This is a genomic window from Rhodanobacter sp. C01 (assembly GCF_002001045.1).
Classification (GTDB): Bacteria; Pseudomonadota; Gammaproteobacteria; order Xanthomonadales; family Rhodanobacteraceae; genus Rhodanobacter.
In genome coordinates, this window is sequence record NZ_MUNR01000014.1 from 385,814 (window position 1) to 407,442 (window position 21,629).

The following is a 21,629-nucleotide window of genomic DNA, read 5'->3' on the forward strand; positions in this document are numbered from 1 at the left end:
CCAGCTTACTCTTCTGGCCTCGACCGAATCAAAGCCTGCCGGTCCCAAGTGCTGGCCAAGTGCCGCTAAGATGTCCGAACCATTGTCGAGGGGATTGACCATGCCGATCACCGTTGCCGCTTTGCGCGAGACCGCTGCCGGGGAACGGCGCGTGGCGATCACGCCGGAGATGGCGAAGAAGCTGCGCGGCAAGGGATTGCGCGTGCTGCTGGAACACGACGCAGGCCGGGCCGCCGGGTTTCCCGACAGCAGCTATGCGGAGGTCGAGTTTGCCGATGTTGCCGGCGTGCTGGCGCAGGCCGACCTGCTGGCTTGCGTGCTGCCGCCGGACGATGCGGTGTTTGCCGGCTTGCGCGAGGGCAGCGTGGTGGTCGGTCAGCTGCGTCCGTATGGCGCGGCCGGGCGAGTGGCCGTACTGGCCGCACGCAAGCTGACGGCGTTTTCGCTGGAGCTGCTGCCGCGTACCACCCGTGCACAGGCGATGGACGTATTGAGCTCGCAGGCGGCCGTGGCCGGTTACCGCGCCATGCTGATCGCCGCCGAGGCCTCGCCGAAGTTTTTCCCGATGCTGACCACGGCGGCTGGCACGATTCGGCCATCGAAGGTGCTGGTGATCGGCGCCGGCGTGGCCGGGTTGCAGGCGATTGCCACCGCACGCCGGCTCGGTGCGCAGACCGAAGGCTACGACGTGCGTCCGGAGACACGCGAACAGGTCGAATCGCTTGGCGCGAAGTTTCTCGAGCTCGGTGTCAGTGCGGCCGGCAGCGGTGGTTATGCACGCGAGCTGTCGGCGGAAGAGCGTGCGGCGCAGCAGCAGGCGCTGGCCGAGCATCTGAAGTCGATCGACGTCATCGTCACCACGGCGGCAGTGCCCGGACGGCCGGCACCAAAAATCCTCAGCGCCGCGATGGTGGAAGGCATGAAGCCGGGCGCGCTGATCGTCGATCTGGCTGCCGAAGGCGGTGGCAATTGCGAGCTGACCCAGCCGGGCCAGCGGGTCGAGCATGGCGGCGTGGTGATTCTAGGTCCGCTCAACCTGCCGGCCGGCGCACCCTTGCATGCGTCGGAGATGTACGCGCGCAATGTCTTCAATTTCGTCGAGTTGCTGGTTGGCGACGGTACGCTTCAGCCGGATTTCAATGACGAACTGGTCGCGAAGAGTTGCCTGAGCCACGCAGGTGAGGCCCGTTTCGACGGCTGAACGCCTGGCATGAAACGAACCACCCCGCGCAAGGCGGGGTGGTTGCTTGAGTCAGATGCCGTCAGATGGCGAGGGTGACCTAGGCCCTGGCGGATGATCACCGGGTGGTGGAGGCGGCAGGCCGGCATGGCCGGGTTGATGCATCCAGCGCTCGCGTTGCGCCGGTGGCAGGTCCTGCCATTCCCGCATGAGCCTCTCGCGTTGTTGCGGCGGCAATTGCTGGAAGCGCTCGAAGGTGGCGTGCAACTGTTTGCGCTGCTCGGGCGAAAGTTCGTGGAACTTGAGTTCGTTGGCTCGTGCCTGCCGGCGCTGTTCCGGAGTCATCTGCTGCCAGTTGGCGATGCGTTCGCGAATCTGCTCGCGTTCGTCCGGCGGCAGGGTGACCCAGTGTTCGGCCTTCTCCAGCATGCGTGCCTGCCGCCGTGGCGGCAGCGTGTTCCATTGCTGCCGCAGCGGTGCAAGCATTTCGCGTTGTGCGGGATCGAGACTGCTCCACGGGCGCGGCGGCGGAGGTGGCATGTCGCCACGCGGCGGCGGGGGAGGCGGCATGTCCTGCGCGCGCAGCGGGGTGGCAAGGATGCCGCCGAGCAGTGCAGCGAACAGCAGGAGCAGGCTTGAATGAGGGTGTCGGATCATGGCTCAGCGGTTTGCCGGCTGGCTGTCGTTGGCGGCCAGCCAGCCGTAGAAGTCGAGGTTCTGGTAGAGGTTCGGGTCGGTCTTGTCGGCGTCGGGCGGCAACTCGTTGTCAAGGTCGGCGTTCTGGTCGGCCGCAGTGGCCATTTGCGGTGCATGACTCACCGAGTGGCGTGGCAACGGTTGCCACACCATCAGCGCGGCCAGCGCGATGGCCGCGAATGCGCCAGTCGGAATCAGCCAGCGGGCCGTGTGGCGTTGCGGTGCCTGTGCGACGGCCAACACCTCCCTTCGGGCTGCGCGCAAGCGGCCGGCAGTGACCGGGTCGATGCGCTGTGCGGCTTCGTGATAAAGCTCGCGGGCGCGCTGTTCGAGTGCCTTGTGTTGCCGGTTGTCCGGCCGTTCTTTATCGGACGAGGTCATCGCCAGTCCTCCAGTTGATCGCGCAGATGATGCATGGCGCGTGACAGATGGGTTTTCACGCTGCCTTCGGAGCAGCCCATGGCCTGCGCGGTCTCCGCCACGTCCAGCCCTTCCAGCATGCGCAACATGAATGCCTCGCGCTGGCGTTGCGGCAACTGCTTCACCGCGACAGCCATGTCCGCATAGGACTGCGCGTCCTGCAGGCGGTCGAGCGGACCGGGGCCATGATCTGCAGGCTCCCAGGTGGGCAGCTCGTCGCCGTTGTCATCATGGCCGCCGCCGAGCCAGCCCACCACGATCGAGCGCACCTTGCGACGGCGCTGCAGATCGACGATGCGTCGGCGCAGGATGCCCCAGAACAGCGGGGGCCACTCCATAGCGGGTCGCTCGCGGTAATGCTTGACCAGTCGCAGCATGGCGTCCTGCACGGCGTCCATGGCGTCCTCGCGCTGGCGCAGCTGCATTTCGGCCATGCGGAACGCACGGCGCTCCACCTGGGCCAGGAATGCGTCCAGCGTGGCGGGCGTTTCGCGGGTGTCGCTGAACAGTTCCGCTTCGAGCGTGCCGGCCACGCTGTTCATGGCTGCCGCGTCCGCATCGTCAATTGACGCATCCTGGGGCTCCATCGGTTCGGTTCCCGTGTTCAACGCGGCAGACTCGCACGGGTTGACTGGCACCCGTATGATGCAAACACAACGTCCTGGCGGGCAGCTCTCATAGGGGTGGGGTCATGATCGACGGTTTCCTGGCGCTGTATATCTTCATGCTGGCCGCATTTACCGGCTATGAAATCATTGCGCGGGTGCCGGTGATCCTGCATACGCCGTTGATGTCCGGTTCCAACTTCGTGCACGGTATTGTGCTGGTTGGGGCGATGATCGCGCTAGGCCACGCCGAAACCCCGTTCGAGATCGCGATCGGCTTCATCGGCGTGCTGCTGGGGGCAGGCAACGCAGCCGGCGGTTACGTGGTGACCGAGCGGATGCTGGAGATGTTCAAGTCCAGCAAGCCGGACACCGGCAAGGGGAGCAGGTGATGAGCTGGCTGCCGGACCTCATCAAGGCCTGTTACTTCCTCGCTGCCCTGCTGTTCATCCTGGGCCTGAAACGCATGAGTTCGCCACGCACGGCGCGCGGCGGCATCGTCTGGGCGGGCTACGGCATGCTGCTGGCGGTGCTTGCCACGTTCTTCCTGCCGGACATGCACCACCTTTCATTGATTGTCGCGGCGGTGTTGATCGGTGTCAGTGCGGCCTGGTGGAGCGGTCGGCGCGTGGCGATGACCGCGATGCCGCAGATGGTGGCGCTGTACAACGGCATGGGCGGCGGGGCGGCGGCGGCGATCGGTGCGGTCGAGCTGATCGGCTACGTGCGCAAGCTGGCGCTGCTGCATCCGCCGGGCATCCCGGACACGTCACCGCTGCGTCCGGAAAGCTGGGCGATCAACGCGCTGCCCCCGATACCGACGGTCGCGGTGCTGTCGCCGATCGAACTGTTGCTGGGCGTGCTGGGCGCGCTGATCGGCGCGGTGAGTTTTTCCGGCTCGCTGATCGCGTTCGCCAAGTTGCAGGGCTGGTTGGACAAGCGCTTCGTGTTTCCCGGGCAGCGCATGGTCAACATGCTGTTGCTGGCGGCCGCAGTAGTGGCGGGCATCGCGCTGGCCAGCGGTCACGCCAGTCTGGTGCTGATCGTGGCGTTCTTTGCGCTGGCACTGCTGTTCGGGCTGATGATGACCTTGCCGATCGGTGGCGCCGACATGCCGGTGGTGATCTCGCTGTACAACGCCTTCACCGGCCTGGCGGTGGCGTTCGAGGGCTTCGTGCTGGGCAACGAGGCGATGATCATCGCCGGCACCGTGGTCGGCGCAGCGGGCACCTTGCTGACCCAGTTGATGGCGAAGGCGATGAACCGTTCGATCGGCAATGTGCTGTTCGGCAGCTTTGGCGCGGCGGCAGGCGCGGCAGCGCAGGAAATCGGCGGCAGCCAGAAACCGATCGAGGCCAGCGATGCGGCGGTGATGATGGCCTACGCCGAGCGCGTGGTGATCGTGCCCGGCTACGGCATGGCGGTGGCGCAGGCACAGCACAAGGTGTGGGAATTCGCCAAGCTGCTGATCGAGCGCGGGGTGAAGGTGAAGTTCGCGATCCATCCGGTGGCCGGTCGCATGCCCGGCCACATGAACGTGCTGCTGGCCGAGGCCGGCGTGCCGTACGACCTGATTGCCGACATGGACGACATCAATCCCGAGTTCCCGACCACCGACGTGGCGCTGGTGATCGGTGCCAACGATGTGGTCAACCCGCTGGCGAAGACCGATCCGGCCTCACCGATCTACGGCATGCCGATCCTCGACGTAAGCGCGGCCAGACACGTGATCGTGGTCAAGCGCGGCAAGGGCACCGGTTTCGCCGGTATCGAGAATGCGCTGTTCTATGCGGACAACACCCGCATGCTCTATGGTGATGGTCAGGCCGCAGCTGGCCAGCTGGTGACGGAAATTAAGACGCTCGACACCTGACCTATCGATCAGCGTTGATGGTGCGGGCGCGCTTGCCTGCTGGCCGCCACGCCAGCCATGCCGCCAGCAACATGGCCAGTCCCGTCCAGACGAGATCGGCCCGTACCAGCGCCAGTCGCGCCAGTTGCCACAACATGCCGAAACCGGCCGTGCGCAGCGCGTCGATCAGGCCCATGCCCATGTTGCCGGCAATCTGCACGGCAGCGATCAGCATGTTGACGTAGACCGCTGCCAACGCGGTGGCCAGAGCTGCCAGCACGGCGGCGGCAGTACCTGGTCGACGCACGCCATGACGTATCGCCCATGCCAGCAGGGCACCGATCAGCAGTGCCAGCCACGGCAGCGGATGGCCGAGATACAGCGTCACGACCATCCAGATTGCGCCGGCGGCGAGCCCAAGCATGGCGGTACTGAACAGGGCGAACACAAACAGCAACACGGCGCGCGGGCTCATCGGTAACCGTACGGCAAGACAGCTGGAAACATGCGTTTGTCCATGGGCAAAGCGGCCATCATAGCGTGCTGGCGGTCCGCAGCAGCCGAGTGCCGTTGCCGTGAACCCTTGTGTTCAGAGGTTCCGGCCTGATCTGGGACAGGCAGGGCCGTCCAACGGGCGGCATAATAGACAACCTGGGTTCGACGCATGGTCGCATCCGCAGATACGGGATTGGCGAGTGGCATGAGTGGTTTCAGTCTGAGCAGTGAACCCTTCACCCTGTTGCGTGATTGCGCGGCTGTGATGGTGCCGCAGGGTGACGTGGTGAGCCTGCCGGCTGGCCAGATCGGCTACATCACCCAGGCCTTGGGTGGCAGTTTCACCGTATACGTGGAGGGCAACCTGTTCCGCATCGCCGGCAAGGATGCCGATGCGCTGGGCAAGGAGCCGCCTGCGCCGATCGAGGTTGCTGCCGATGCCACCGACGCGGATGTGGAAAAACTCGCGTGGGACCAGTTGCGCACCGTGTTCGATCCGGAGATCCCGGTCAATGTGGTCGAGCTGGGGCTGGTCTACGACCTGAGCCTGGAACAGACTGCCACGGGCGAGCGCAAGGTCTACGTGAAGCTGACGCTGACCGCACCTGGCTGCGGCATGGGCGACATCCTGGTGGACGATGCGCGCACCAAGCTGGAGATGATTCCCACGGTCACCGAAGCGGACGTGGATCTGGTGTTCGATCCGCCATGGAGCCACTCGATGATGTCCGACGCGGCCAAGCTGGAAACCGGCATGCTGTGAGTTTCGTCCTCTCCCCGTCGGGGAGGGGGCCAGGGTGAGGGGACAGTCTTGCGATAGTTCTCAGCCAGCCGCTTCCTCGAAGCGGTTGGCGTCGCGGTTCTTGCGCACCTTGGCCGGATCCCACACGCGACCGTTCATGGTGATGTAGACGCCATCAGGCAGCGTTTGCACTGCGGCCACGGCGCAGCCGATGTTGAACACCGCGTCGGAGCCCTGGAAACGCGCCGGGTTCAGTGCGCCGGTCAGCACGATCACCTTGCCCTTGATGTTCGCCAGTTCGCGCGCGGTATCGACCATCGTGTCGGTGCCGTGGGTGACCAGCACATGGCGATGCGGCTGTGCCTCGATCGTGGAACGTACCAGCGCGCGATCCTCGGCGGCCATGTGCAGGCTGTCCTTGCGCAGGATCGGGATCACGTCGAACTGGAACGCCACACCGAGCTGGCCGAGGATCTCGCCGATCTGCGGTGCGCCGATCTTGTAGTCCGACTTGTCGTCGAAGTAGATCTTGTCGATGGTGCCGCCGGTGGTGACGATGGTCAGATGCTGCATGTCGATGGGCCGTGGAGGAAGTCGCGGCATTTTAGCCTGTGCAGCCATGACACGGGTTGCGCCGCCCCTTGTTTGCGGGATGCAGCGCGCCCAAGGCGCCCCTGCTAGCTGAGCAGCAAGGTGCTGTTGTCCGTCTCGGGGGTGACCAGCCGGTCGAGGCCGTGGCTGATGAAGCGGCGCAATGCGGCAGCCGGTCGCCGGTCGCCATGCGGGTTGGACCAGGTGGCCTGCCGCGCCAGCAGGGCAGCTGCGGCACAGCGGGCCAGGGTGATGGCGAGGGCCCGCGCGCCCGCTTCGAGCGTGTCGCGCGCGGCTGCATGTTGATCGAGCCAGCGTGTCGCGGCATCGAGCGTCTGCCGGATCGTGGCCGCCGCATGCATGTCATCGTTGCCGTCCAGCCAGCTGGCACTGGCCGTGCGCAGCGCGCCGAGGCCGTCGCCTGCCAGCGCGCGCAGGCTGTCCAGCGACAGCACGTTGGTGGTGCCTTCCCAGATCGCATACACCTGCGCATCGCGCAGCAGCTGCGGCAGGCCGGTGTCCTCGATGTAGCCGGCGCCGCCGAAGCACTCCAGCGCTTCCGAGCACAACTTCACCGCCAGCTTGCCGGTCCACAGCTTGGCCAGCGGCGTGAGTAGACGCAGCAATGCGGCTTCATGCGGTGCGGCGGCGCCATGCTCGACCCGGCCGAGCAGGTGGGCGACCTCGAAAGCCAGCGCAAACGCACCCTCGAACTCGGCCTGCATGTCGGCCAGTGTCTGTGCGTGCAATGGCTGATCGATCAACGGACGGCCAAACGCCTGTCGGCGCGTGGCGTAATCGCGTGCCAGGCTGATCGCGCGCGCCATGCTGGCGATCGCACAGATCGCGTTCCAGGTGCGCGTGACATTGAGCATCGGTGCCACCTGGCGCACGCCGTGGGCGAGTTCGCCCAGTGGCCATGCGGGCAGACCGTCCAGATGGATTTCCGCGGTGGGCAGCTCGTGCGTGCCGAGCTTGTCCTTCAGGCGGTCGATCACCAGCTCCGGCTTGCGTTGTTCGCCGTCCATCGTCTCGACATAGAACAGCGCCAGCGCGGCGGTGCCGGCTCCTGCGCCTTCAGGCCGTGCCAGCGCCAATGCAGCCTCGCCGACCACCGCCGAGCTGAACCACTTGCGGCCGAACAGTCGCCATTGGCCACTGGCATCCTGCCGTGCCGTGGTTTCGGTGCTGCCCACGTCGGAGCCGCCGGTGTTCTCGGTCATCCACTGGCCGCTGAGCCAGAAGGTCGCCGCGTCGCGGCTGAGGAAATGCGGCAGCGCTCGATCGATCAGCTCGCGATTGCCGGACGCCCTGATCGCGGTGGTGGCGCCATCGGTCATCGCCAGCGGGCAGGTGTAGAACTCGCTGGCCAGGTGATACAGATACACGCGGGAAAATTCTTCCAGTCGCGCATGCTCGCTGCCGCCGTGACCGGCAGCGAGTACGGCATGCCGCGTGGTGAGCTGCGGGCCTTCCTGCCATGCGGTAGTCAACTCGATCCGGTCGACGCGCTGCCCCCAGGCATCCCATTGCGTCAGCAACGGTTTGCGCCGCGTCGTCGTGCACGCCCGGCGCCATGCCATCTGTGCGTAATCACCCAGCGCTTCGAGATCGGCATTCAGCGCCGCGCGGCGCCCGGCAGGAAGTGCACGGTCCAGCAAGGCCAGCAGCGACCGGTCACCGCGATAGGGGTGAGGCAATTGTGGTGGATCCTGCAGGAAGGCCATGGCGATCTCCATCCAGATTCAAGGTGTCGAGTATAGACACGCGCGCATTCGGCTCGTCGCGCTGGCATCATCGCAGGCTATCCGATCAGTGCAGGACGAACGATGCGATTCTCCGAAGCGATGCAGACGGTGACGCGCCACGGCAATCACTGGCAAGCCAGGGTAAGCGAGGACTGGCTGCAGGGACGCAGCGCGTTTGGCGGACTGCAGGCGGCACTCGCCCTGCGCGCAATGCGTGAACTGGTGCCGGCGGACATGCCGCTGCGCACCCTGCAGGTGACTTTCATCGCGCCGGTGCCGCCCGGCAGCGTGGCCATTCGCGCGCAACGTCTGCGCGAAGGCCGCAGTGCGATCCAGGTCGAGGCAAGCCTGTGCGATGGCGAACAGACGTTGTGTCGTCTGGTGGGCGTATTCGGCAGCGCGCGTCCTTCGGCGCTTGCCTTCCAGCCTGAGCAACCGCCCATCGTGGCCGCGACATCGAAGGAGCTGCGCTATGTCGTAGGCCAGATGCCTGCCTTCACCCAGCACTTCGGCGCGCGCTGGCTGCGTGGCGACCTGCCATTCAGCGGCGGCCACCAGCGCGACAGCGTGCTGCAACTTTCCCTGCGCGATGACGGCCAGCCCGACGAAACCCATGTGCTCGCCTTCGCCGACTTTATTCCGCCGATCGCACTGTCGATGTTCGGCGTGCCAACCCCTGGCAGTTCGCTCACCTGGATGATCGAGCTGCTGCGTGACCGTTACGACGATCTGGGCATGGATGACTGGCGTGTCGACGCCCAATTGATCGCCGCGCGCGACGGCTACACCAATCAGAGCGTGATGCTGTGGGGGCCGCACGGTGAGCCCGTAGCCTTGAGTCGGCAGAGCATGGTGGTTTTTGGGTGAAGGCAGCCGGATGACGGTGCGCAAGGGACTTTAGCTTTGCCGCTACGGCAGCAGGCTAACTGCGCTGTTTGCGCTTCACGCCAGCACCGAGCGTTCCGATCAGAAGCAAGGTCAGCACGATCTCGACCAGGGCCAGCCAGCGTTCGCTGGACGAACTCCAGCCTTCGGCGATGCCGTGGCAGAAGTAGAACAGGCTGAGGATGCCGACCCACAGCAGGGCGCGGCGCGGGTCGCGGATCGCCAGCAAAGGCAGCAGCAGTGGAATCACCGTGATCGCCAGCACCAGCGATAGCGGCATCTGCTGCGGTGGAAACAGCCACAGGTGCCAGACCAGTTGCAGCACGACCAGTGCGATCCAGGCAAGCAGCCCCACGCGTTGTTCCGTTGGCAGGGCAGCGCGTGCACTCATGCGCCGGCTGCCAGTTTGCGTGCAGTGTCAGCCAGCCGGCGCCCCAATGCACGCGCCAGCTCGCGTTCGTGTTCGCTGATCGGGTTGTCGCCCTTGGCGCCGGCGACATGGCTGGCGCCGTACGGCGTGCCGCCGCTCTGCGTAGTGGTCAGAGCCGGCTCGGTATACGGCACGCCGAGCAGCAGCATGCCGTGATGCAGCAGCGGCAATGCCATTGTCAGCAGGGTGGATTCCTGGCCGCCGTGCATGGTGCTGGTGGAAGTGAACAGGACGGCTGGCTTGCCGACCAGCGCGCCGCTGGCCCATTCGGCGCCGGTCGAGTCGAGGAAATATTTCAGCGGTGCAGCCATGTTGCCGAAGCGGGTGGGGCTACCCATCGCCAATCCGGCGCAGTCAAGCAGGTCCTGTTTCTGCACGTACGGGGCACCATCCTCTGGCTCGGGCGGTTGCGCCACTTCAGTCACCGGCGCCACCGGTGGCACCTGGCGCAGGCGTGCACGCATGCCGGGCACTTCCTCGATGCCACGGGCGATCAGGCGCGCCATCTGGGCGGTATGACCGCTGCGGCTGTAGTACAGAACGAGGATGTCCATGCATTTGGGGCGTTCAGTGGCGATGCGCTAGTGTAACGAGTGATGCCGCCGATATTGCCCGCCATCTGCACGGCGGCGATCCACGAGGGATATTCATGGCCTTGCGTTACGACCGCGATCGCACATCGAGCTTCAGCCGGTTCCTGTGGCAGCGCTTCGTCGACGACAAGTGCTTCGAGACGGCTGGCGCGCTGTCGTACACCACCCTGGTCTCGCTGGTGCCGCTGATGGTGGCGGCGCTGGCGATGTTCTCGGTGTTTCCGGTATTCGAGAGTGCGCGCGATACCTTGCTTGATTTCGTGTTCCGCAGCTTCGTGCCGGCCGCCGGCCACCATATCCAGGAGGCACTGAAGGTATTCGCCAGCAATGCCAGCGGGCTGACCGGCATCAGCATCCTGGTGATGCTGTTCAGCGCCATCTCGATGATGGTCAGCATCGAGGACCGGATGAACCGGATCTGGCGCGTGCAGCGCGCACGAGGCTGGGTTTCGCGCCTGCTGCTGTATTGGGCAGCGCTGACACTGGGGCCGATCCTGGTGGTTGGTGGACTCGCGGTGAGTTCCTACATCACGGCGCTGCCGTTGCTGCAGGGCACGACGGTGCAGCTCGGCCTGGGCGGGCGCCTGCTGCGCGTGCTGCCGTTCGTGGTCACCTTCGTCACCTTGTGGCTGTTGTATGTGGTGGTGCCGAATCGGCGCGTGTCGAAGCGTGACGCCACGATCGGCGCGCTGCTCGGTGCGGTGTTGTTCGAGTTCGCGCGCTGGGGCTTTCGCTGGTTCGTGCACAGCGCACATACCTACCAGCAGATCTACGGTGCATTGGCGGCGTTGCCGATCTTCCTGCTGTGGATCTACCTGTCGTGGATCATCGTGATCCTTGGCGCCTCGATCGCCGCGTCGATTTCCTCCTTCGAATACCAGGCGCCGAACCGTACTCTGCAGGAAGGGTCGGAATTCCTCGGCCTGATGGTGGTACTGCGGCACTTCGTCGAAGCCCAGCGCGCTGGCACCAGCGTCGATCCGTCGGTCGTGCGCGTGCGCGAACCCTATCTACGCAGCAGTCTGATTGCTGCCTGCTTCGATGACCTGCAGCGTGCCGAGCTGATCCGGCGTGGCGAGGGCTGCGGCTGGCTGCTCTGCCGCAGTCTCGACAGTACCGATCTGCTGCGCGTCTACGCCCATGCCGGTTATCGTCTGCCGCTGCAGCCTGTCGAGGAAGCGACGCAGCTGGGCCTTGATCTTCCTGCCGAACTGATCGACCTGCTTGCCCGGGCCGCCGAGACATTGCGCGCCCAGTTGGGCATGCGATTACACCGGGCGTTTCCGGCACCGACAACCATAGAATCCGAGGAAACGGCATGACCCTGTTGAAACCGTTCACCGCGCTGGCCTTCGTGCTGGCTCTTGCAGCGCCTGCGCATGCCGCGATGCCGGTGCAGCCTTCGCTCAAGATCACCACGCTGGACGGCAAGACCTTCGACCTTGCTGCGCAGCGCGGCAAGTGGGTGATCGTCAATTTCTGGGCGACCTGGTGCGTGCCGTGCATCAAGGAGATGCCGGACATCTCGCATTTCGTCGCCACCCACAAGAACGTCACCGCGATCGGATTGGCGTACGACGACAGCGAGCTGGCCGATATCAAGGCCTTCGTCGCCAAGCATCCGGTGGTGTATCCGATCGCCCAGGTCACGCTGGACAAGCCGCCGCAGGATTTCGACGAGCCGCGCGGTCTGCCCACGACGTATCTGATCCGTCCCGACGGCAGGGTGGCCAAGCCGTTCGTCGGTCCGGTCACTGCCGCCTCGCTGAGTGCGGCCATCAGTCAGCCGTGATGAGCATGCGTTGATGCCGACGGCACGGTTCATCGTCAGCGGCCGCGTGCAGGGTGTGTTCTATCGCGCCAGCACCCGTGAGCAGGCATTGGTCCTGGTAGTGGCCGGCCATGCGCGGAATCTGCCGGATGGCCGCGTCGAAGTACTGGCCAGCGGGTCGGCGGATGCGCTGGATACCCTGGAACGCTGGCTGCGGCGAGGGCCGCCGGCAGCCCAGGTGGAAGCCGTAAATCGCGAAGATCTGCCGGAGCAGGAGCTGCGCGGGTTCCACACCGGTTGAGCGCAAGCAGCTCGCTGTGCAGGAAGCCTGCAGCCTGCGAACGGGCTCTTACAACGTATCCGGCACCCACAGCGCCTTGTGGGTGACGTGCTCGAGCAGTGGTTTTCCCTTGAGTGCGGGCAGCTTCACCTTGGCGATCGGCTGATCCTGCAGCGGCAGTTGTTGCAACAGATGCCGGATCAGGTTGATCCGGCCCCGCTTCTGGTCGTTGAAATCGACCACGAACCACGGTGCGGTCTTGCTGTGCGTGCGCCTGATCATCGTGTCGCGCAGCTTGCCGATCTCGGCATATTTCTGCCGTGCTGCCATATCCACCGGCGACAGTTTCCAGCGCTTGAGCGGGTTGTTGGCACGCTCGCTGAAGCGCTCCTCCTGCTCGGCCTGATCCACCGCAAGCCAGTACTTGAGCAGGATGATGCCGTCGTCGGTGAGCAGTTTCTCGAACGCAGGCACACTATCGAGAAAGGCCTTGTACTGGGCCGTGCTGCAGAAACCCATTGCCGGTTCCACCACGGCGCGGTTGTACCAGCTGCGGTCGAACAGTGCGAATTCGCCGGCCGACGGCAGGTGCGCCACGTAACGCTGGAAGTACCACTGTGTGGTTTCTTCCTCGCTGGGCTTTCCAAGCGCGACGATGCGATAGCTGCGTGTATCCAGCACTTCGGTGATGTGCTTGATGGTGCCGCCCTTGCCGGCGGTGTCGCGTCCTTCGAAGATCACCAGCAGTCGCTTGCCGCTGCTTTTCAGGAAATACTGCAATCGCACCAGTTCCAGTTGCAGCTCATCCATCGCCTTGCGGTAGTGCTTGTCCTGCTTGGGCATGGCAACCCTCTCCGGTTCAGAAGTCGATATCGGCTGGCGGACGGCCGATGCGGTAACGGGCGCTCATGGCCCTTGCCGCGCGTTGAAAGTCCGCAGCGAAGTCCTGCATGTCGAATGGCGAGCCGTGTGCATGTTGCCGGGTCAGATGCCTGCGCAAGGTGACGAGTGCCTCGTGGTTGTTGCCCAGGTGCGTGGCCATGGCAATGAAGGCGTCTTCGTCGCTGGTCACCAGTTCCGGCAGGCCGAGATGATGCAGCAGGCTGGCGGCGACGCGGCCCGGGAACGTACTGCCGCTGCAGGTGAGCAATGGGCAACCCGCCCACAACGCATCGGACGCCGTGGTGTGGGCACCGTACGGCAGTGTGTCGAGGAACAAGTCGACGTGGGCATAGCGCGCCAGATAATCGGCGTGGGGCAGGCGTGGCATGAAGATCAGTCGCTGCGGAGCGATGTCGAGTGCACTGGCGGCAGCGCGCAGGCGATCTTCGACGCTTTCCGGATCGGCCAGCAGCCACAGGATGCTGTCGGGCACCTGCTGCAGGATCAGCATCATGCGCGCGAATGCGGCCGGATTGAGTCTGTAACTGCTGTTGAAGCAGGCGAACACTGTGCCGCTTTCGGGTAACCCGCAATCGGTGCGTGAAGGCGTTGGCGCGAGAACGCGGGTGGTGTCGTTCGGCTGGTAGCAGCGCGGCAGCCTCAGCAGTTTTTCGCTGACGTGGGCACGCAGCTCGTCAGGCAGCACCACCGCGTCTGCCAACAGGTAGTCCATCCATGGTGCTCCGGATGTACCGGGATAACCCAGCCAGTTCACCTGTATCGGCGCCGGGCGCAATGCGAACAGTCTGGAGTTGTCCTTGCCGCGGTAGCCGTTGAGGTCGAACAGGATCTCGATGCCGGTTTCGTGGATGCACAGCGCAGTCCCGGCATGATTGAGCGTAGAGACATCGCGCAGCGTGGCTGCTGCGCCAAGCCGCTGGCGGATACGGTCACCGTCATCGGGTGTGGTGGCGAACAGGTGCAGCTCCAGTCCGCTGCCACTCATCGCTTCGAGCAGCGCCACCACCTGCCGGCCGACGGCGTGTTCGCCGAAGCCATCGGCGACGAAACCCACGCGGATCGGCGTTTCCGGCGACGGCGTGGCATGGCTGATGGCCAGCTGTCGGCGCAATGGCGCCATCTGCTTCTCGATCATTGCGGCGAACGTGGTGGCGCAGAGCCGTTGTGCAGCGGCGTCCGCATCCTCGGCGAGAAAATGGAAAGGGCTGATGCCGGGCCATTGTTCCGTTACGGCGTCCTGCAGGCGTCTGCTTGATTCATCCAGCCCACGCCAGTCGCACAGGCGGCGCCTGGCGAACTGCAGTCGGCTCAGGGCCACGCCAGAGCGGGAGTCCAGAGCGAGCGCACGTGCATAGGCATCGGTGGCGTCAGCAAGGTCGCCAGCCTCATCCAGCATGAGACCAGTCTGGCAGGGATATTCGGCGTTTGCCGGTGCCAGCTTTTCGGCCTGCAGCCACGCTTGTGCGGCATCGCGCGGGCGACCTTGTGCGTATCGCACACGACCAAGCATGGCATAGGCAGCATCGAACGACGGCATCAGCTGCAGGGCTTCGTGTACATGTACCTCTACTTGTTCCGCGTGGCCCAGCTCGAGTTCCGCCGCCGCGAGGTTCAGGCGCAGCCCGGGGTGCTCCGACATGCCATGCGTGGCCATCGCGAAGGATTCGCGTGCCTGCGCATGGCGCGCGGCGGCCATCAGCGCGATGCCCAGACCGTGCAGAACCGCGGGGTGGCCGGGTGCGCGGCGCAGCGCAGCGCGCAGGCGTTCGATCGCGGCGTCGGCGTCATCGTTTCCTACTTCGATGCTGGCCAGGTTGCATTGCACTTCAATGCTGTCCGGTGACAGCTCCTCTGCCTGCTTCAGGATAGCCAGTGCTTCATTGCGGAGCCCCGAGCGAAGCAGGGCGATACCGTGCAGGCGAGCCAGTTCGTGGTCGTGCGGGAATTGCGCGCGTGCCTGGACGGCAAGAACTACGGCATCGGCATTGGCATCGTGCTGCAGCAGCTCGATCAGCTGGTTCAGTACGGCGTCGATTCCCCGGGGAAAGGTGGTATTCATCTGCAGAAACTAACCGACGTTGTGGTGCCTGCCAATCTCACGTGGCGGCGAGGGATTTGAGTTCGTCCGCCTGGTGTTCGCGGGTGAGCGTGTCGATCAGCTCTGCAAGATCACCCTGCAGCACGTCGGGCAGTCGGTACAGGGTGAGATTGATGCGATGATCGGTGACCCGGCCCTGCGGGAAATTGTAGGTGCGGATGCGCTGGCTGCGGTCGCCTGAGCCGACTTGCAGGCGGCGTTCCTGTGCCTGCGCGGCGGCCTGTTTGCCCTGTGCCTCGTCGAGCAGGCGTGCCTTGAGCAGGCTCATCGCGCGGGCGCGGTTCTTGTGCTGGCTGCGCTCTTCCTGGCATTCCACCACGGTGCCGGTAGGCAGGTGGGTGATGCGGATCGCCGAGTCGGTCTTGTTGACGTGCTGGCCGCCGGCACCGGAGGCGCGGAAGGTATCGGTCTTCAGGTCCGCGGGATTGATCTCGATCTCGTCGATTTCATCCAGCTCCGGAAGGATCGCCACGGTCGCGGCCGAGGTGTGGATGCGCCCCTGCGATTCGGTTTCCGGCACGCGTTGCACGCGATGGGTGCCGGATTCGAACTTCAACTTTGAATACGCACCCTTGCCCTCGACGCGGGCGACGATTTCCTTGTAGCCGCCATGCTCGCCTGCGTGCTCGCTGAGCACCTCGACGTGCCAGCGGCGGCTTTCCGCGTAGCGCAGGTACATGCGGAACAGGTCGCCGGCGAAGATCGCCGCCTCGTCGCCACCGGTGCCCGCGCGCACTTCGAGATAGAGATTCGCCTCGTCGCGTGGATCCTTCGGCAACAGCAGCAACTGCAGTTCGCCATCCAGGTCGAGCAGGCGCTGCTCCAGCTGGTGCACGTCGTCGGCGGCCATCTCGCGCAGCTCGGGGTCGTCGAGCATGGCGCGTGTTTCGGCCAGCTCGCGCTCGGCCTGATCGTGTTCGCGCAGCGAGGCGGCAATCGGTTCGAGCTGGGCATACTCCTGCGAGAGTTCGCGAAAGCGGGTGTTGTCGGCAAGCACATCGGGCTGCGACAGCAGCAGGCCGATTTCCTCGTGGCGCTCGGCCAGTGCTTCGAGCTTGCGGCGGATCGATGGGGTCATGGCGGCAGGACTGGATGGCGAGGGACGGAATGAGGCCTGTAGCCTTCATCGTTGTGGACGACGTGGAGTGAGCGGCGGCAGCCAGCCGCTCTCGCTATTTGTCCCCGTTTGGGGACCTGTCCCAGTCGCGTGTCTCGTCTCTCGATCCAGGTTCTTCATCCAGCCCGTACAACCGACCGGCGGCATGCAGCAGGTCGAGGTCACCGCTCAGGGCGGCCTCGCGCAGGCGGGCGCTGGGGTGGTGCAGCAGCTTGTTGGTCAGCGTGTTGGCGAGGAACGCCAGCGCCTCATCCGCCGGCTTGCCGCGCGCGATCATTGAACGGGCCTTGTCCAGCACCTCGTCGCGGTAGATCTCCGCGTGCTGGCGCATGTCGAGTGCGGGATTCTTCAGGGTGAGCGCGCGGCGCCAGGCCATGTAGCGATCCACTTGCAGGTTGATGATCGCCTCGGCTTCGTTGGCAGCGACTGCGCGCAAACGGCGGTTGTCGTCGATCACCTGACGCAGGTCGTCGATGCCATACAGGTATACGTCGGGCAGCTCGCCGACGGCGGCCTCGATGTCACGCGGTACAGCGATGTCGACCATGAACATCGGCTTGCGCCGGCGCGTCGCCATGGCCTGTTCGACCATGCTGCGGGTGACGATCGGCTGCCGCGCAGCGGTCGATGAGATCACGATGTCGGCTTCGGCCAGATGCTGGGGCAGGTCGGCCAGTGCGATGGCATAGCCGCCGTAACGGCCGGCCAGTTCCTGCGCGGCTTCCGGCGTGCGGTTGGCGACGATCAGCCGGCGTGCCTGCTTCTCCGCCAGGTGCCGCGCGGCCAGTTCGATCGTGTCGCCGGCGCCGATCAGCAGGACGCAGGCCTGCTGGATGTCGGCGAACACCTGCTCGGCCAGTCGTACCGCGGTATATGCGACCGAGACCGTGTGCGCACCGATGCGGGTATCCGTGCGCACGCGCTTGGCGACCGCAAAGGTGTGTTGCAGCAGGCGGTCCAGTGGCGCCTTCAGCGCCTGCGCCTCGCGTGCCTGCTGGTAGGCATCCTTCACCTGGCCGAGGATCTGCGGCTCGCCCAACACCATCGAATCCAGTCCGGTGGCGACGCGGAACATGTGGCGCACGGCATCCTGTTCGTCGTGCCGGTACAGGAACTCGTCCAGCTTGCCAGGGGTCAGATGGTGGTGACGGCTGAGCCACGCTTGCGGGATGTTCTCGGCACCGGCGCTCACTCCGACGTAAAGCTCGGTGCGATTGCAGGTAGAGAGGATCATTGCCTCCTCGACGCCGGGCTCGCTGGTCAGTTCGTGCAAGGCAGTGCCTGCGGCATCCGCATCGAACGCCACTTGTTCGCGCAGGCTGACCGGCGCGGTGAGGTGATTGAGCCCGAGGGCGATCAGCGGCATGGCGTGAGAAGGAACATCCCGGCGGCAGTAGTCGGCGGCGTAGGCTAAGCTTGATGAAGCGACCGATACGGTGGTCGGCGGCGCCAAAACAGGCGAACAGATTGGAGAGTAGTGTGCGGAGCAGTGCGGCCAAGTTCAAGCAACTGCGGCATTTTACGGCAGTCACGGCGCTCGCGCTGGGTCTGGTTGCGTGCGCCAGCGCGCCTTCGCGCCAGGCACAGACTGGTGCAGCCTCGGCGCAGCCGTTGGCGCGACTGGTCGTGGCCACTCCGGATGCCGACCACGATGTACTGGCGCAACTGCTGGCTGGTGAGATGGCGCTGGGCCGCACCGACCTCAAGGCGGCCTCCGGCTACTACAACAAGGCGATGTTGCTGAGCAACGATCCGCAGGTGGCCGAGCGTGCGGCCAGACTGGCGATCGCCGTGCATGACAGCGACGCTGCGCAACGCGCAATCGGCCGCTGGCAGGCGCTGGGCGCGAAGCCGGCGGCGATGGCCGAGGCGCGCGCCGAATTGGCACTGGATCACGGCGATGCCGACGAGGCGCGTCGACAGCTGGAATTGCTGATCGGCAGCGGTGACAAGGATGCATGGCGGCAGTTTGGCCGCGTGCTGGTAGGTGCCCGCGATCAAGCCCAGGCGGCCCGCCTGCTGGAAACCCTGGCCACGCCGCAGCGACTGCCTGCCGATGCCCAGGCATGGCTGGCGATGAGCGAACTGGGCGACAAGTTCGGCCGGCATGCCTACGCCATGCAGATCGCCGAAGCGGCGATGCAACGTTTCAAGAGTGTCGAAACCTACGCCTGGGCGGCGCAGATGAAGTTCAACGACGGTGATCACGATGGCGCGCGCGCGCTGTTGCAGAAGGCGCTCGTCAAGGCGCCGCAGAATGCCCAGTTGCGCCTGACCTACGCCAGCATGCTCAGCCAGGCCGGCGACTACGCCGGCGCCGCGAAGGTGCTCGAGCATGGCCCGCAGAATGCCGACATCTTTTCCCTGCGTGCGGCGCTGGCTGCGCGCAACAACGATGAGAAGGCGCTCGCTGCGCTGTACCAGCAACTGCAGCAGGCACCCGAGGATGTACGCACACGGAGCACCTACCTGCTTGGCCAGCTCGCCGAGATGCAGCATCGCGACGCCGAGGCACTGAGCTGGTACGGCCAGGTCGGCGATGACGATCCGCATGCCTTCGACGCGGACGTGCGCAGCGCGCTGATCCTGCACACACAGGGCAAGGTGGCCGACGCGCATCAACTGCTCGATCAGCTGCAGATGGATTATCTCGATCAGCCCGAACAGCTGCGCCAGGCCTATCAAGTCGATGCCGAGCTGTACCTGCGCGAGCAGAAGTATGTGCAGGCCGAGCAGGCGTTCAGCCGCGCGTTGCAGGTGGTGCCGGACGACCCGGGGTTGCTGTACAGCCGCGGCCTGGCCTATGCCGAGGCGGGCCAGATCGATCAGGCGGTACAGGATTTCCAGCACCTGCTGAAGATCAAGCCGGGCGATGTCGATGCCAGCAACGCGCTCGGGTTCACCCTGGCCGATGCCGATCGCGACCTGCCCGAGGCGGAAAAGCTTCTGCAGGTTGCCCGCGCCGCCAAGCCGGCCGATCCGGCGATTGCCGATTCCTGGGGCTGGCTGCAATACCGGCTCGGTCATCTGGACCAGGCGGCGCAGACATTGCGCAGCGCCTGGCAGGCAGGCAAGGATGCCGATGTCGGCGTGCATCTGGGCGAGGTGCTGTGGAAGCAGGGCCATCGACAGGATGCACAGCGGATCTTCGACGAGGTGCGCAAGCTCGATCCGCGCAACAGCAGCCTGCAGAATACCCTTAAGCGGCTCAATCCATGAAATTTTCCCGACGCATTCTCGCAGTGGCCCTGCCGCTGCTGCTGGCCGCCTGTGTACCGCAAACCGTGCGCGTGAAGGGTGATGCGGCACTGCTGGGTCAACAACAGGCCCGGGAACATCAGCTTGCCGACGCGAACCACTGGACCCTCCAGGGCCAGCTCGGTGTTTCCGATGGCCATGGCGGCGGTGGCAGCGGCAGTCTCACCTGGACCCAGGATGGTGACCACTACGACTTCGTGGTGCGTGCACCGATTACCGGCAAGAGTCTGTTCCGCCTCAGCGGCGGTCCGGATGGCGCTCTGCTCGAAGGGATGGATGGCGGTCCGCTGCATGGTTCCGATGCCGAGGAGCTGATGCAGCGGGCAGTGGGCTGGCACGTGCCATTGCACGACTTGCGTGCATGGGTGCTCGGGCTGCGTGCCGACAGCGGTCCGGCCGAACTGAGCTTCGGCGCAGACCGGTTGCCGTCGCTGCTGCAGCAGGATGGCTGGACGGTCGACTATCGCCGGTGGGACGCGGCGCATCAGCCGCCGTTGCCCAAGGTGGTGTTCGCCGGCAAGCCACCGTACTCGGTGCGCCTGTCGGTCGAGTCGTGGCAATTCAATTGACGCCAAGCGCATGACGTTTTCCATTGAACGGGCGAGCCCGGGGCATGCCGATGCGCTGTGTGCGATCGAGCGCGCGGCCGTGCAACTGTTCCGGGGACATGCAGCCTGGGCGTCCTACGCGGCGGTATCGATCCCGCCGGAGCTGCTGCAAAGGGCAATCAGCCGCGGGCTGGTATGGGTGGCGCTGGATGCGGCGGCCGTACCGGTCGGCTTCGTCTGGCTGGATACCGATGTAGGCAGCGGTGGCATCGGCATCGCCGAAATCGATGTGCTGCCGGAACATGGCCGGTGCGGCATCGGCGCGGCGCTGCTGGAACATGCCTGCGAATGGGCGCGTGCGGCGGGTTACCGGCGCGTCGATCTGGGCACCCTGGCCGACGTGCCGTGGAATGCGCCGTTTTACGTGAAACACGGCTTTGCGGTGGTCGACAAGAACGATCCGACGTTTGCGTTTGCGCGCCAGCGCGACCGGGAGAATGGCTTTCCCGATCAGCTGCGGGTGTTCATGAGCCGGCCGCTGACACCGCAGGGCCGTGGCGAATGGACGGTATGGCCGGCACCAGCGAAACTGAACCTGTTCCTGCGCATTGTCGGACGCCGGCCGGACGGCTATCACGAGCTGCAGACAGTGTTCCGCCTGCTCGACTGGGGCGACGAACTTCGCTTGCGCGTGCGCGACGACGGTGAAATCAGGCGAACCCTTGATATGCCCGGCGTACCCGAATCGAGCGATCTGGTGGTGCGGGCAGCGCGCCTGCTGCAGGCGCATGCGGGTGTCGCAGCGGGAGCCGAGATCGAAGTGGACAAGCGCATCCCGATGGGCGGTGGCCTGGGTGGCGGCAGTTCCGATGCGGCGACCGTGCTGGTGGCATTGAACCGGCTGTGGCGGCTGGATCTGACCGAGGATGTGCTGGCTGAACTCGGGCGTCAGCTGGGTGCTGACGTGCCGGTGTTCGTGCGCGGCCGCTCGGCCTGGGCCGAGGGCATCGGCGAGAGACTCATGCCGATGGACCTGCCGCGGCGACATTATGTGGTGCTTGATCCGCACGAAGCGGTGCCTACCGCCGCACTTTTTCAAGCCGCTGAATTGACACGAAATGCTCCGCGGGCGACAATTTCATCCTTTGCTTCAGGCGAAACAACGGAAAACGCCTTCGCGCCGGTGGCGCGCGCGCGGCATCCGCGGGTGGCCGCTGCGCTGGACTGGCTGGGTCGCTTCGGAGAGGCGCGGTTGTCCGGCAGCGGTGGCTGCGTGTTTCTGGAAGCGAAATCATTCGATCGGGCAGTGGCGATAGCCGCACAATGTCCGGCCGCATTCACGGCATGGACCGCCGCGGGTGTCGATGTTTCACCCTTGCAGGACGCACTGGCGCGCCACACGGCATGAATCGGGCAA

At 65.3% G+C, this 21,629-nt stretch carries 23 protein-coding genes; 11 read left to right on the top strand and 12 right to left on the bottom strand.

The window, feature by feature from the left end; all coding sequences use genetic code 11:
• Positions 1 to 100 precede the first annotated feature (100 nt).
• The gene (locus B0E50_RS15840; RefSeq protein WP_077442299.1) at positions 101 to 1,201 is read left to right on the top strand and encodes an NAD(P) transhydrogenase subunit alpha; all 1,101 of its coding nucleotides are present in this window, start codon (positions 101 to 103) and stop codon (positions 1,199 to 1,201) included.
• Positions 1,202 to 1,252: 51 nt separating this feature from the next.
• On the opposite strand, the gene B0E50_RS15845 is transcribed toward B0E50_RS15840, so the two are convergent.
• Genes B0E50_RS15845 through B0E50_RS15855 form a run of 3 tightly spaced genes read right to left on the bottom strand, consistent with a single transcriptional unit; the run spans position 1,253 to position 2,838 of the window.
• The gene (locus B0E50_RS15845; RefSeq protein ID WP_077442300.1) at positions 1,253 to 1,837 is read right to left on the bottom strand and encodes a DUF3106 domain-containing protein; all 585 of its coding nucleotides are present in this window, start codon (positions 1,835 to 1,837) and stop codon (positions 1,253 to 1,255) included.
• A 3-nt stretch (positions 1,838 to 1,840) separates the two neighbouring features.
• Positions 1,841 to 2,257, bottom strand: coding sequence for a hypothetical protein (locus B0E50_RS15850; RefSeq protein WP_077442301.1), 417 nt, complete (start codon positions 2,255 to 2,257; stop codon positions 1,841 to 1,843).
• The gene (locus B0E50_RS15855; RefSeq protein ID WP_077442646.1) at positions 2,254 to 2,838 is read right to left on the bottom strand and encodes an RNA polymerase sigma factor; all 585 of its coding nucleotides are present in this window, start codon (positions 2,836 to 2,838) and stop codon (positions 2,254 to 2,256) included. Before B0E50_RS15855 ends, B0E50_RS15850 begins: the two co-directional genes overlap by 4 nt.
• Positions 2,839 to 2,987: 149 nt before the next feature.
• Here B0E50_RS15855 and B0E50_RS15860 point away from each other — a divergent pair, with 149 nt between their 5' ends.
• Both B0E50_RS15860 and B0E50_RS15865 read left to right on the top strand, forming a co-directional pair.
• Positions 2,988 to 3,293 carry an NAD(P) transhydrogenase subunit alpha gene (locus tag B0E50_RS15860; protein WP_077442302.1) on the top strand — a complete coding sequence of 102 codons (306 nt, stop codon included), beginning with the start codon at positions 2,988 to 2,990 and terminating at the stop codon, positions 3,291 to 3,293.
• On the top strand, positions 3,293 to 4,774 hold the full coding sequence (locus tag B0E50_RS15865; protein WP_077442303.1) for an NAD(P)(+) transhydrogenase (Re/Si-specific) subunit beta: 1,482 nt from the start codon (positions 3,293 to 3,295) through the stop codon (positions 4,772 to 4,774). The genes B0E50_RS15860 and B0E50_RS15865 overlap by 1 nt, the downstream gene beginning before the upstream one ends.
• A 1-nt stretch (position 4,775) precedes the next feature.
• Here the strand turns inward: B0E50_RS15865 and B0E50_RS15870 are convergent, their stop codons facing one another.
• Positions 4,776 to 5,228: a hypothetical protein gene (locus B0E50_RS15870; protein ID WP_077442304.1), complete on the bottom strand. Its 453-nt coding sequence runs from the start codon at positions 5,226 to 5,228 to the stop codon at positions 4,776 to 4,778.
• Positions 5,229 to 5,453: 225 nt separating this feature from the next.
• On the opposite strand from B0E50_RS15870, the gene sufT reads away from it, so the two are divergent.
• Complete coding sequence (sufT, locus tag B0E50_RS15875; RefSeq protein ID WP_077442305.1) at positions 5,454 to 6,011, top strand: putative Fe-S cluster assembly protein SufT; 558 nt, start codon at positions 5,454 to 5,456, stop codon at positions 6,009 to 6,011.
• 60 nt (positions 6,012 to 6,071) lie between these two features.
• Here the strand turns inward: sufT and B0E50_RS15880 are convergent, their stop codons facing one another.
• On the bottom strand, positions 6,072 to 6,563 hold the full coding sequence (locus B0E50_RS15880; RefSeq protein WP_077442306.1) for an asparaginase domain-containing protein: 492 nt from the start codon (positions 6,561 to 6,563) through the stop codon (positions 6,072 to 6,074).
• Between the two features lie 104 nt (positions 6,564 to 6,667).
• Complete coding sequence (locus tag B0E50_RS15885) at positions 6,668 to 8,308, bottom strand: acyl-CoA dehydrogenase family protein (RefSeq protein WP_077442647.1); 1,641 nt, start codon at positions 8,306 to 8,308, stop codon at positions 6,668 to 6,670.
• A gap of 102 nt (positions 8,309 to 8,410) precedes the next feature.
• On the opposite strand from B0E50_RS15885, the gene B0E50_RS15890 reads away from it, so the two are divergent.
• The gene (locus B0E50_RS15890; protein WP_077442307.1) at positions 8,411 to 9,196 is read left to right on the top strand and encodes a thioesterase family protein; all 786 of its coding nucleotides are present in this window, start codon (positions 8,411 to 8,413) and stop codon (positions 9,194 to 9,196) included.
• A 55-nt stretch (positions 9,197 to 9,251) separates the two neighbouring features.
• Here B0E50_RS15890 and B0E50_RS15895 read toward each other — a convergent pair whose 3' ends face one another.
• Together B0E50_RS15895 and wrbA are read right to left on the bottom strand one after the other, a co-directional pair.
• Positions 9,252 to 9,605: a DUF2069 domain-containing protein gene (locus tag B0E50_RS15895; protein WP_077442308.1), complete on the bottom strand. Its 354-nt coding sequence runs from the start codon at positions 9,603 to 9,605 to the stop codon at positions 9,252 to 9,254.
• Positions 9,602 to 10,198 carry an NAD(P)H:quinone oxidoreductase gene (gene wrbA, locus B0E50_RS15900; protein ID WP_077442309.1) on the bottom strand — a complete coding sequence of 199 codons (597 nt, stop codon included), beginning with the start codon at positions 10,196 to 10,198 and terminating at the stop codon, positions 9,602 to 9,604. Before wrbA ends, B0E50_RS15895 begins: the two co-directional genes overlap by 4 nt.
• Before the next feature lie 95 nt (positions 10,199 to 10,293).
• On the opposite strand from wrbA, the gene B0E50_RS15905 reads away from it, so the two are divergent.
• The 3 genes from B0E50_RS15905 to B0E50_RS15915 are packed head-to-tail and all read left to right on the top strand — an operon-like array spanning position 10,294 to position 12,309.
• Positions 10,294 to 11,559, top strand: coding sequence for a YihY family inner membrane protein (locus B0E50_RS15905; protein WP_077442310.1), 1,266 nt, complete (start codon positions 10,294 to 10,296; stop codon positions 11,557 to 11,559).
• On the top strand, positions 11,556 to 12,029 hold the full coding sequence (locus tag B0E50_RS15910; protein ID WP_077442311.1) for a TlpA disulfide reductase family protein: 474 nt from the start codon (positions 11,556 to 11,558) through the stop codon (positions 12,027 to 12,029). Before B0E50_RS15905 ends, B0E50_RS15910 begins: the two co-directional genes overlap by 4 nt.
• A gap of 13 nt (positions 12,030 to 12,042) precedes the next feature.
• Complete coding sequence (locus B0E50_RS15915) at positions 12,043 to 12,309, top strand: acylphosphatase (RefSeq protein WP_077442312.1); 267 nt, start codon at positions 12,043 to 12,045, stop codon at positions 12,307 to 12,309.
• Between the two features lie 48 nt (positions 12,310 to 12,357).
• On the opposite strand, the gene ppk2 is transcribed toward B0E50_RS15915, so the two are convergent.
• The 4 genes from ppk2 to hemA form a co-directional block, all read right to left on the bottom strand.
• Complete coding sequence (ppk2, locus tag B0E50_RS15920) at positions 12,358 to 13,131, bottom strand: polyphosphate kinase 2 (RefSeq protein ID WP_077442313.1); 774 nt, start codon at positions 13,129 to 13,131, stop codon at positions 12,358 to 12,360.
• A 16-nt stretch (positions 13,132 to 13,147) separates the two neighbouring features.
• Positions 13,148 to 15,250 (bottom strand): tetratricopeptide repeat protein, encoded by a 2,103-nt coding sequence (locus tag B0E50_RS15925; protein ID WP_077442314.1) that lies wholly within the window; start codon positions 15,248 to 15,250, stop codon positions 13,148 to 13,150.
• Positions 15,251 to 15,287: 37 nt separating this feature from the next.
• Positions 15,288 to 16,367: a peptide chain release factor 1 gene (gene prfA / locus B0E50_RS15930; RefSeq protein WP_077442315.1), complete on the bottom strand. Its 1,080-nt coding sequence runs from the start codon at positions 16,365 to 16,367 to the stop codon at positions 15,288 to 15,290.
• Between the two features lie 94 nt (positions 16,368 to 16,461).
• Positions 16,462 to 17,772 (bottom strand): glutamyl-tRNA reductase, encoded by a 1,311-nt coding sequence (hemA, locus tag B0E50_RS15935; RefSeq protein WP_077442316.1) that lies wholly within the window; start codon positions 17,770 to 17,772, stop codon positions 16,462 to 16,464.
• A 53-nt stretch (positions 17,773 to 17,825) separates the two neighbouring features.
• Here hemA and B0E50_RS15940 point away from each other — a divergent pair, with 53 nt between their 5' ends.
• The 3 genes from B0E50_RS15940 to ispE are packed head-to-tail and all read left to right on the top strand — an operon-like array spanning position 17,826 to position 21,620.
• Positions 17,826 to 19,625, top strand: a complete 1,800-nt coding sequence (locus B0E50_RS15940; protein WP_077442317.1) for a tetratricopeptide repeat protein — start codon at positions 17,826 to 17,828, stop codon at positions 19,623 to 19,625.
• Entirely contained in the window at positions 19,622 to 20,233 is a 612-nt protein-coding gene (lolB, locus tag B0E50_RS15945) for a lipoprotein insertase outer membrane protein LolB (protein ID WP_077442318.1), read from the top strand. The genes B0E50_RS15940 and lolB overlap by 4 nt, the downstream gene beginning before the upstream one ends.
• A gap of 10 nt (positions 20,234 to 20,243) precedes the next feature.
• Positions 20,244 to 21,620: a 4-(cytidine 5'-diphospho)-2-C-methyl-D-erythritol kinase gene (gene ispE, locus B0E50_RS15950; RefSeq protein ID WP_077442319.1), complete on the top strand. Its 1,377-nt coding sequence runs from the start codon at positions 20,244 to 20,246 to the stop codon at positions 21,618 to 21,620.
• Positions 21,621 to 21,629 lie beyond the last annotated feature (9 nt).

Bases quoted from the DNA above. Each gene is read 5' to 3' on its own strand.
- hemA (WP_077442316.1), bottom strand. From the start codon at position 17,772: ATGCCGCTGATCGCCCTCGGGCTCAATCACCTCACCGCGCCGGTCAGC.
- B0E50_RS15895 (WP_077442308.1), bottom strand. From the start codon at position 9,605: ATGAGTGCACGCGCTGCCCTGCCAACGGAACAACGCGTGGGGCTGCTT.
- B0E50_RS15860 (WP_077442302.1), top strand. From the start codon at position 2,988: ATGATCGACGGTTTCCTGGCGCTGTATATCTTCATGCTGGCCGCATTT.
- B0E50_RS15850 (WP_077442301.1), bottom strand. From the start codon at position 2,257: ATGACCTCGTCCGATAAAGAACGGCCGGACAACCGGCAACACAAGGCA.
- sufT (WP_077442305.1), top strand. From the start codon at position 5,454: ATGAGTGGTTTCAGTCTGAGCAGTGAACCCTTCACCCTGTTGCGTGAT.
- B0E50_RS15910 (WP_077442311.1), top strand. From the start codon at position 11,556: ATGACCCTGTTGAAACCGTTCACCGCGCTGGCCTTCGTGCTGGCTCTT.
- B0E50_RS15905 (WP_077442310.1), top strand. From the start codon at position 10,294: ATGGCCTTGCGTTACGACCGCGATCGCACATCGAGCTTCAGCCGGTTC.
- B0E50_RS15880 (WP_077442306.1), bottom strand. From the start codon at position 6,563: ATGCAGCATCTGACCATCGTCACCACCGGCGGCACCATCGACAAGATC.
- B0E50_RS15865 (WP_077442303.1), top strand. From the start codon at position 3,293: ATGAGCTGGCTGCCGGACCTCATCAAGGCCTGTTACTTCCTCGCTGCC.
- ppk2 (WP_077442313.1), bottom strand. From the start codon at position 13,131: ATGCCCAAGCAGGACAAGCACTACCGCAAGGCGATGGATGAGCTGCAA.
- B0E50_RS15925 (WP_077442314.1), bottom strand. From the start codon at position 15,250: ATGAATACCACCTTTCCCCGGGGAATCGACGCCGTACTGAACCAGCTG.
- lolB (WP_077442318.1), top strand. From the start codon at position 19,622: ATGAAATTTTCCCGACGCATTCTCGCAGTGGCCCTGCCGCTGCTGCTG.
- B0E50_RS15855 (WP_077442646.1), bottom strand. From the start codon at position 2,838: ATGAACAGCGTGGCCGGCACGCTCGAAGCGGAACTGTTCAGCGACACC.
- wrbA (WP_077442309.1), bottom strand. From the start codon at position 10,198: ATGGACATCCTCGTTCTGTACTACAGCCGCAGCGGTCATACCGCCCAG.
- ispE (WP_077442319.1), top strand. From the start codon at position 20,244: ATGACGTTTTCCATTGAACGGGCGAGCCCGGGGCATGCCGATGCGCTG.
- B0E50_RS15890 (WP_077442307.1), top strand. From the start codon at position 8,411: ATGCGATTCTCCGAAGCGATGCAGACGGTGACGCGCCACGGCAATCAC.
- B0E50_RS15840 (WP_077442299.1), top strand. From the start codon at position 101: ATGCCGATCACCGTTGCCGCTTTGCGCGAGACCGCTGCCGGGGAACGG.
- B0E50_RS15870 (WP_077442304.1), bottom strand. From the start codon at position 5,228: ATGAGCCCGCGCGCCGTGTTGCTGTTTGTGTTCGCCCTGTTCAGTACC.
- prfA (WP_077442315.1), bottom strand. From the start codon at position 16,367: ATGACCCCATCGATCCGCCGCAAGCTCGAAGCACTGGCCGAGCGCCAC.
- B0E50_RS15940 (WP_077442317.1), top strand. From the start codon at position 17,826: ATGAAGCGACCGATACGGTGGTCGGCGGCGCCAAAACAGGCGAACAGA.
- B0E50_RS15885 (WP_077442647.1), bottom strand. From the start codon at position 8,308: ATGGCCTTCCTGCAGGATCCACCACAATTGCCTCACCCCTATCGCGGT.
- B0E50_RS15915 (WP_077442312.1), top strand. From the start codon at position 12,043: ATGCCGACGGCACGGTTCATCGTCAGCGGCCGCGTGCAGGGTGTGTTC.
- B0E50_RS15845 (WP_077442300.1), bottom strand. From the start codon at position 1,837: ATGATCCGACACCCTCATTCAAGCCTGCTCCTGCTGTTCGCTGCACTG.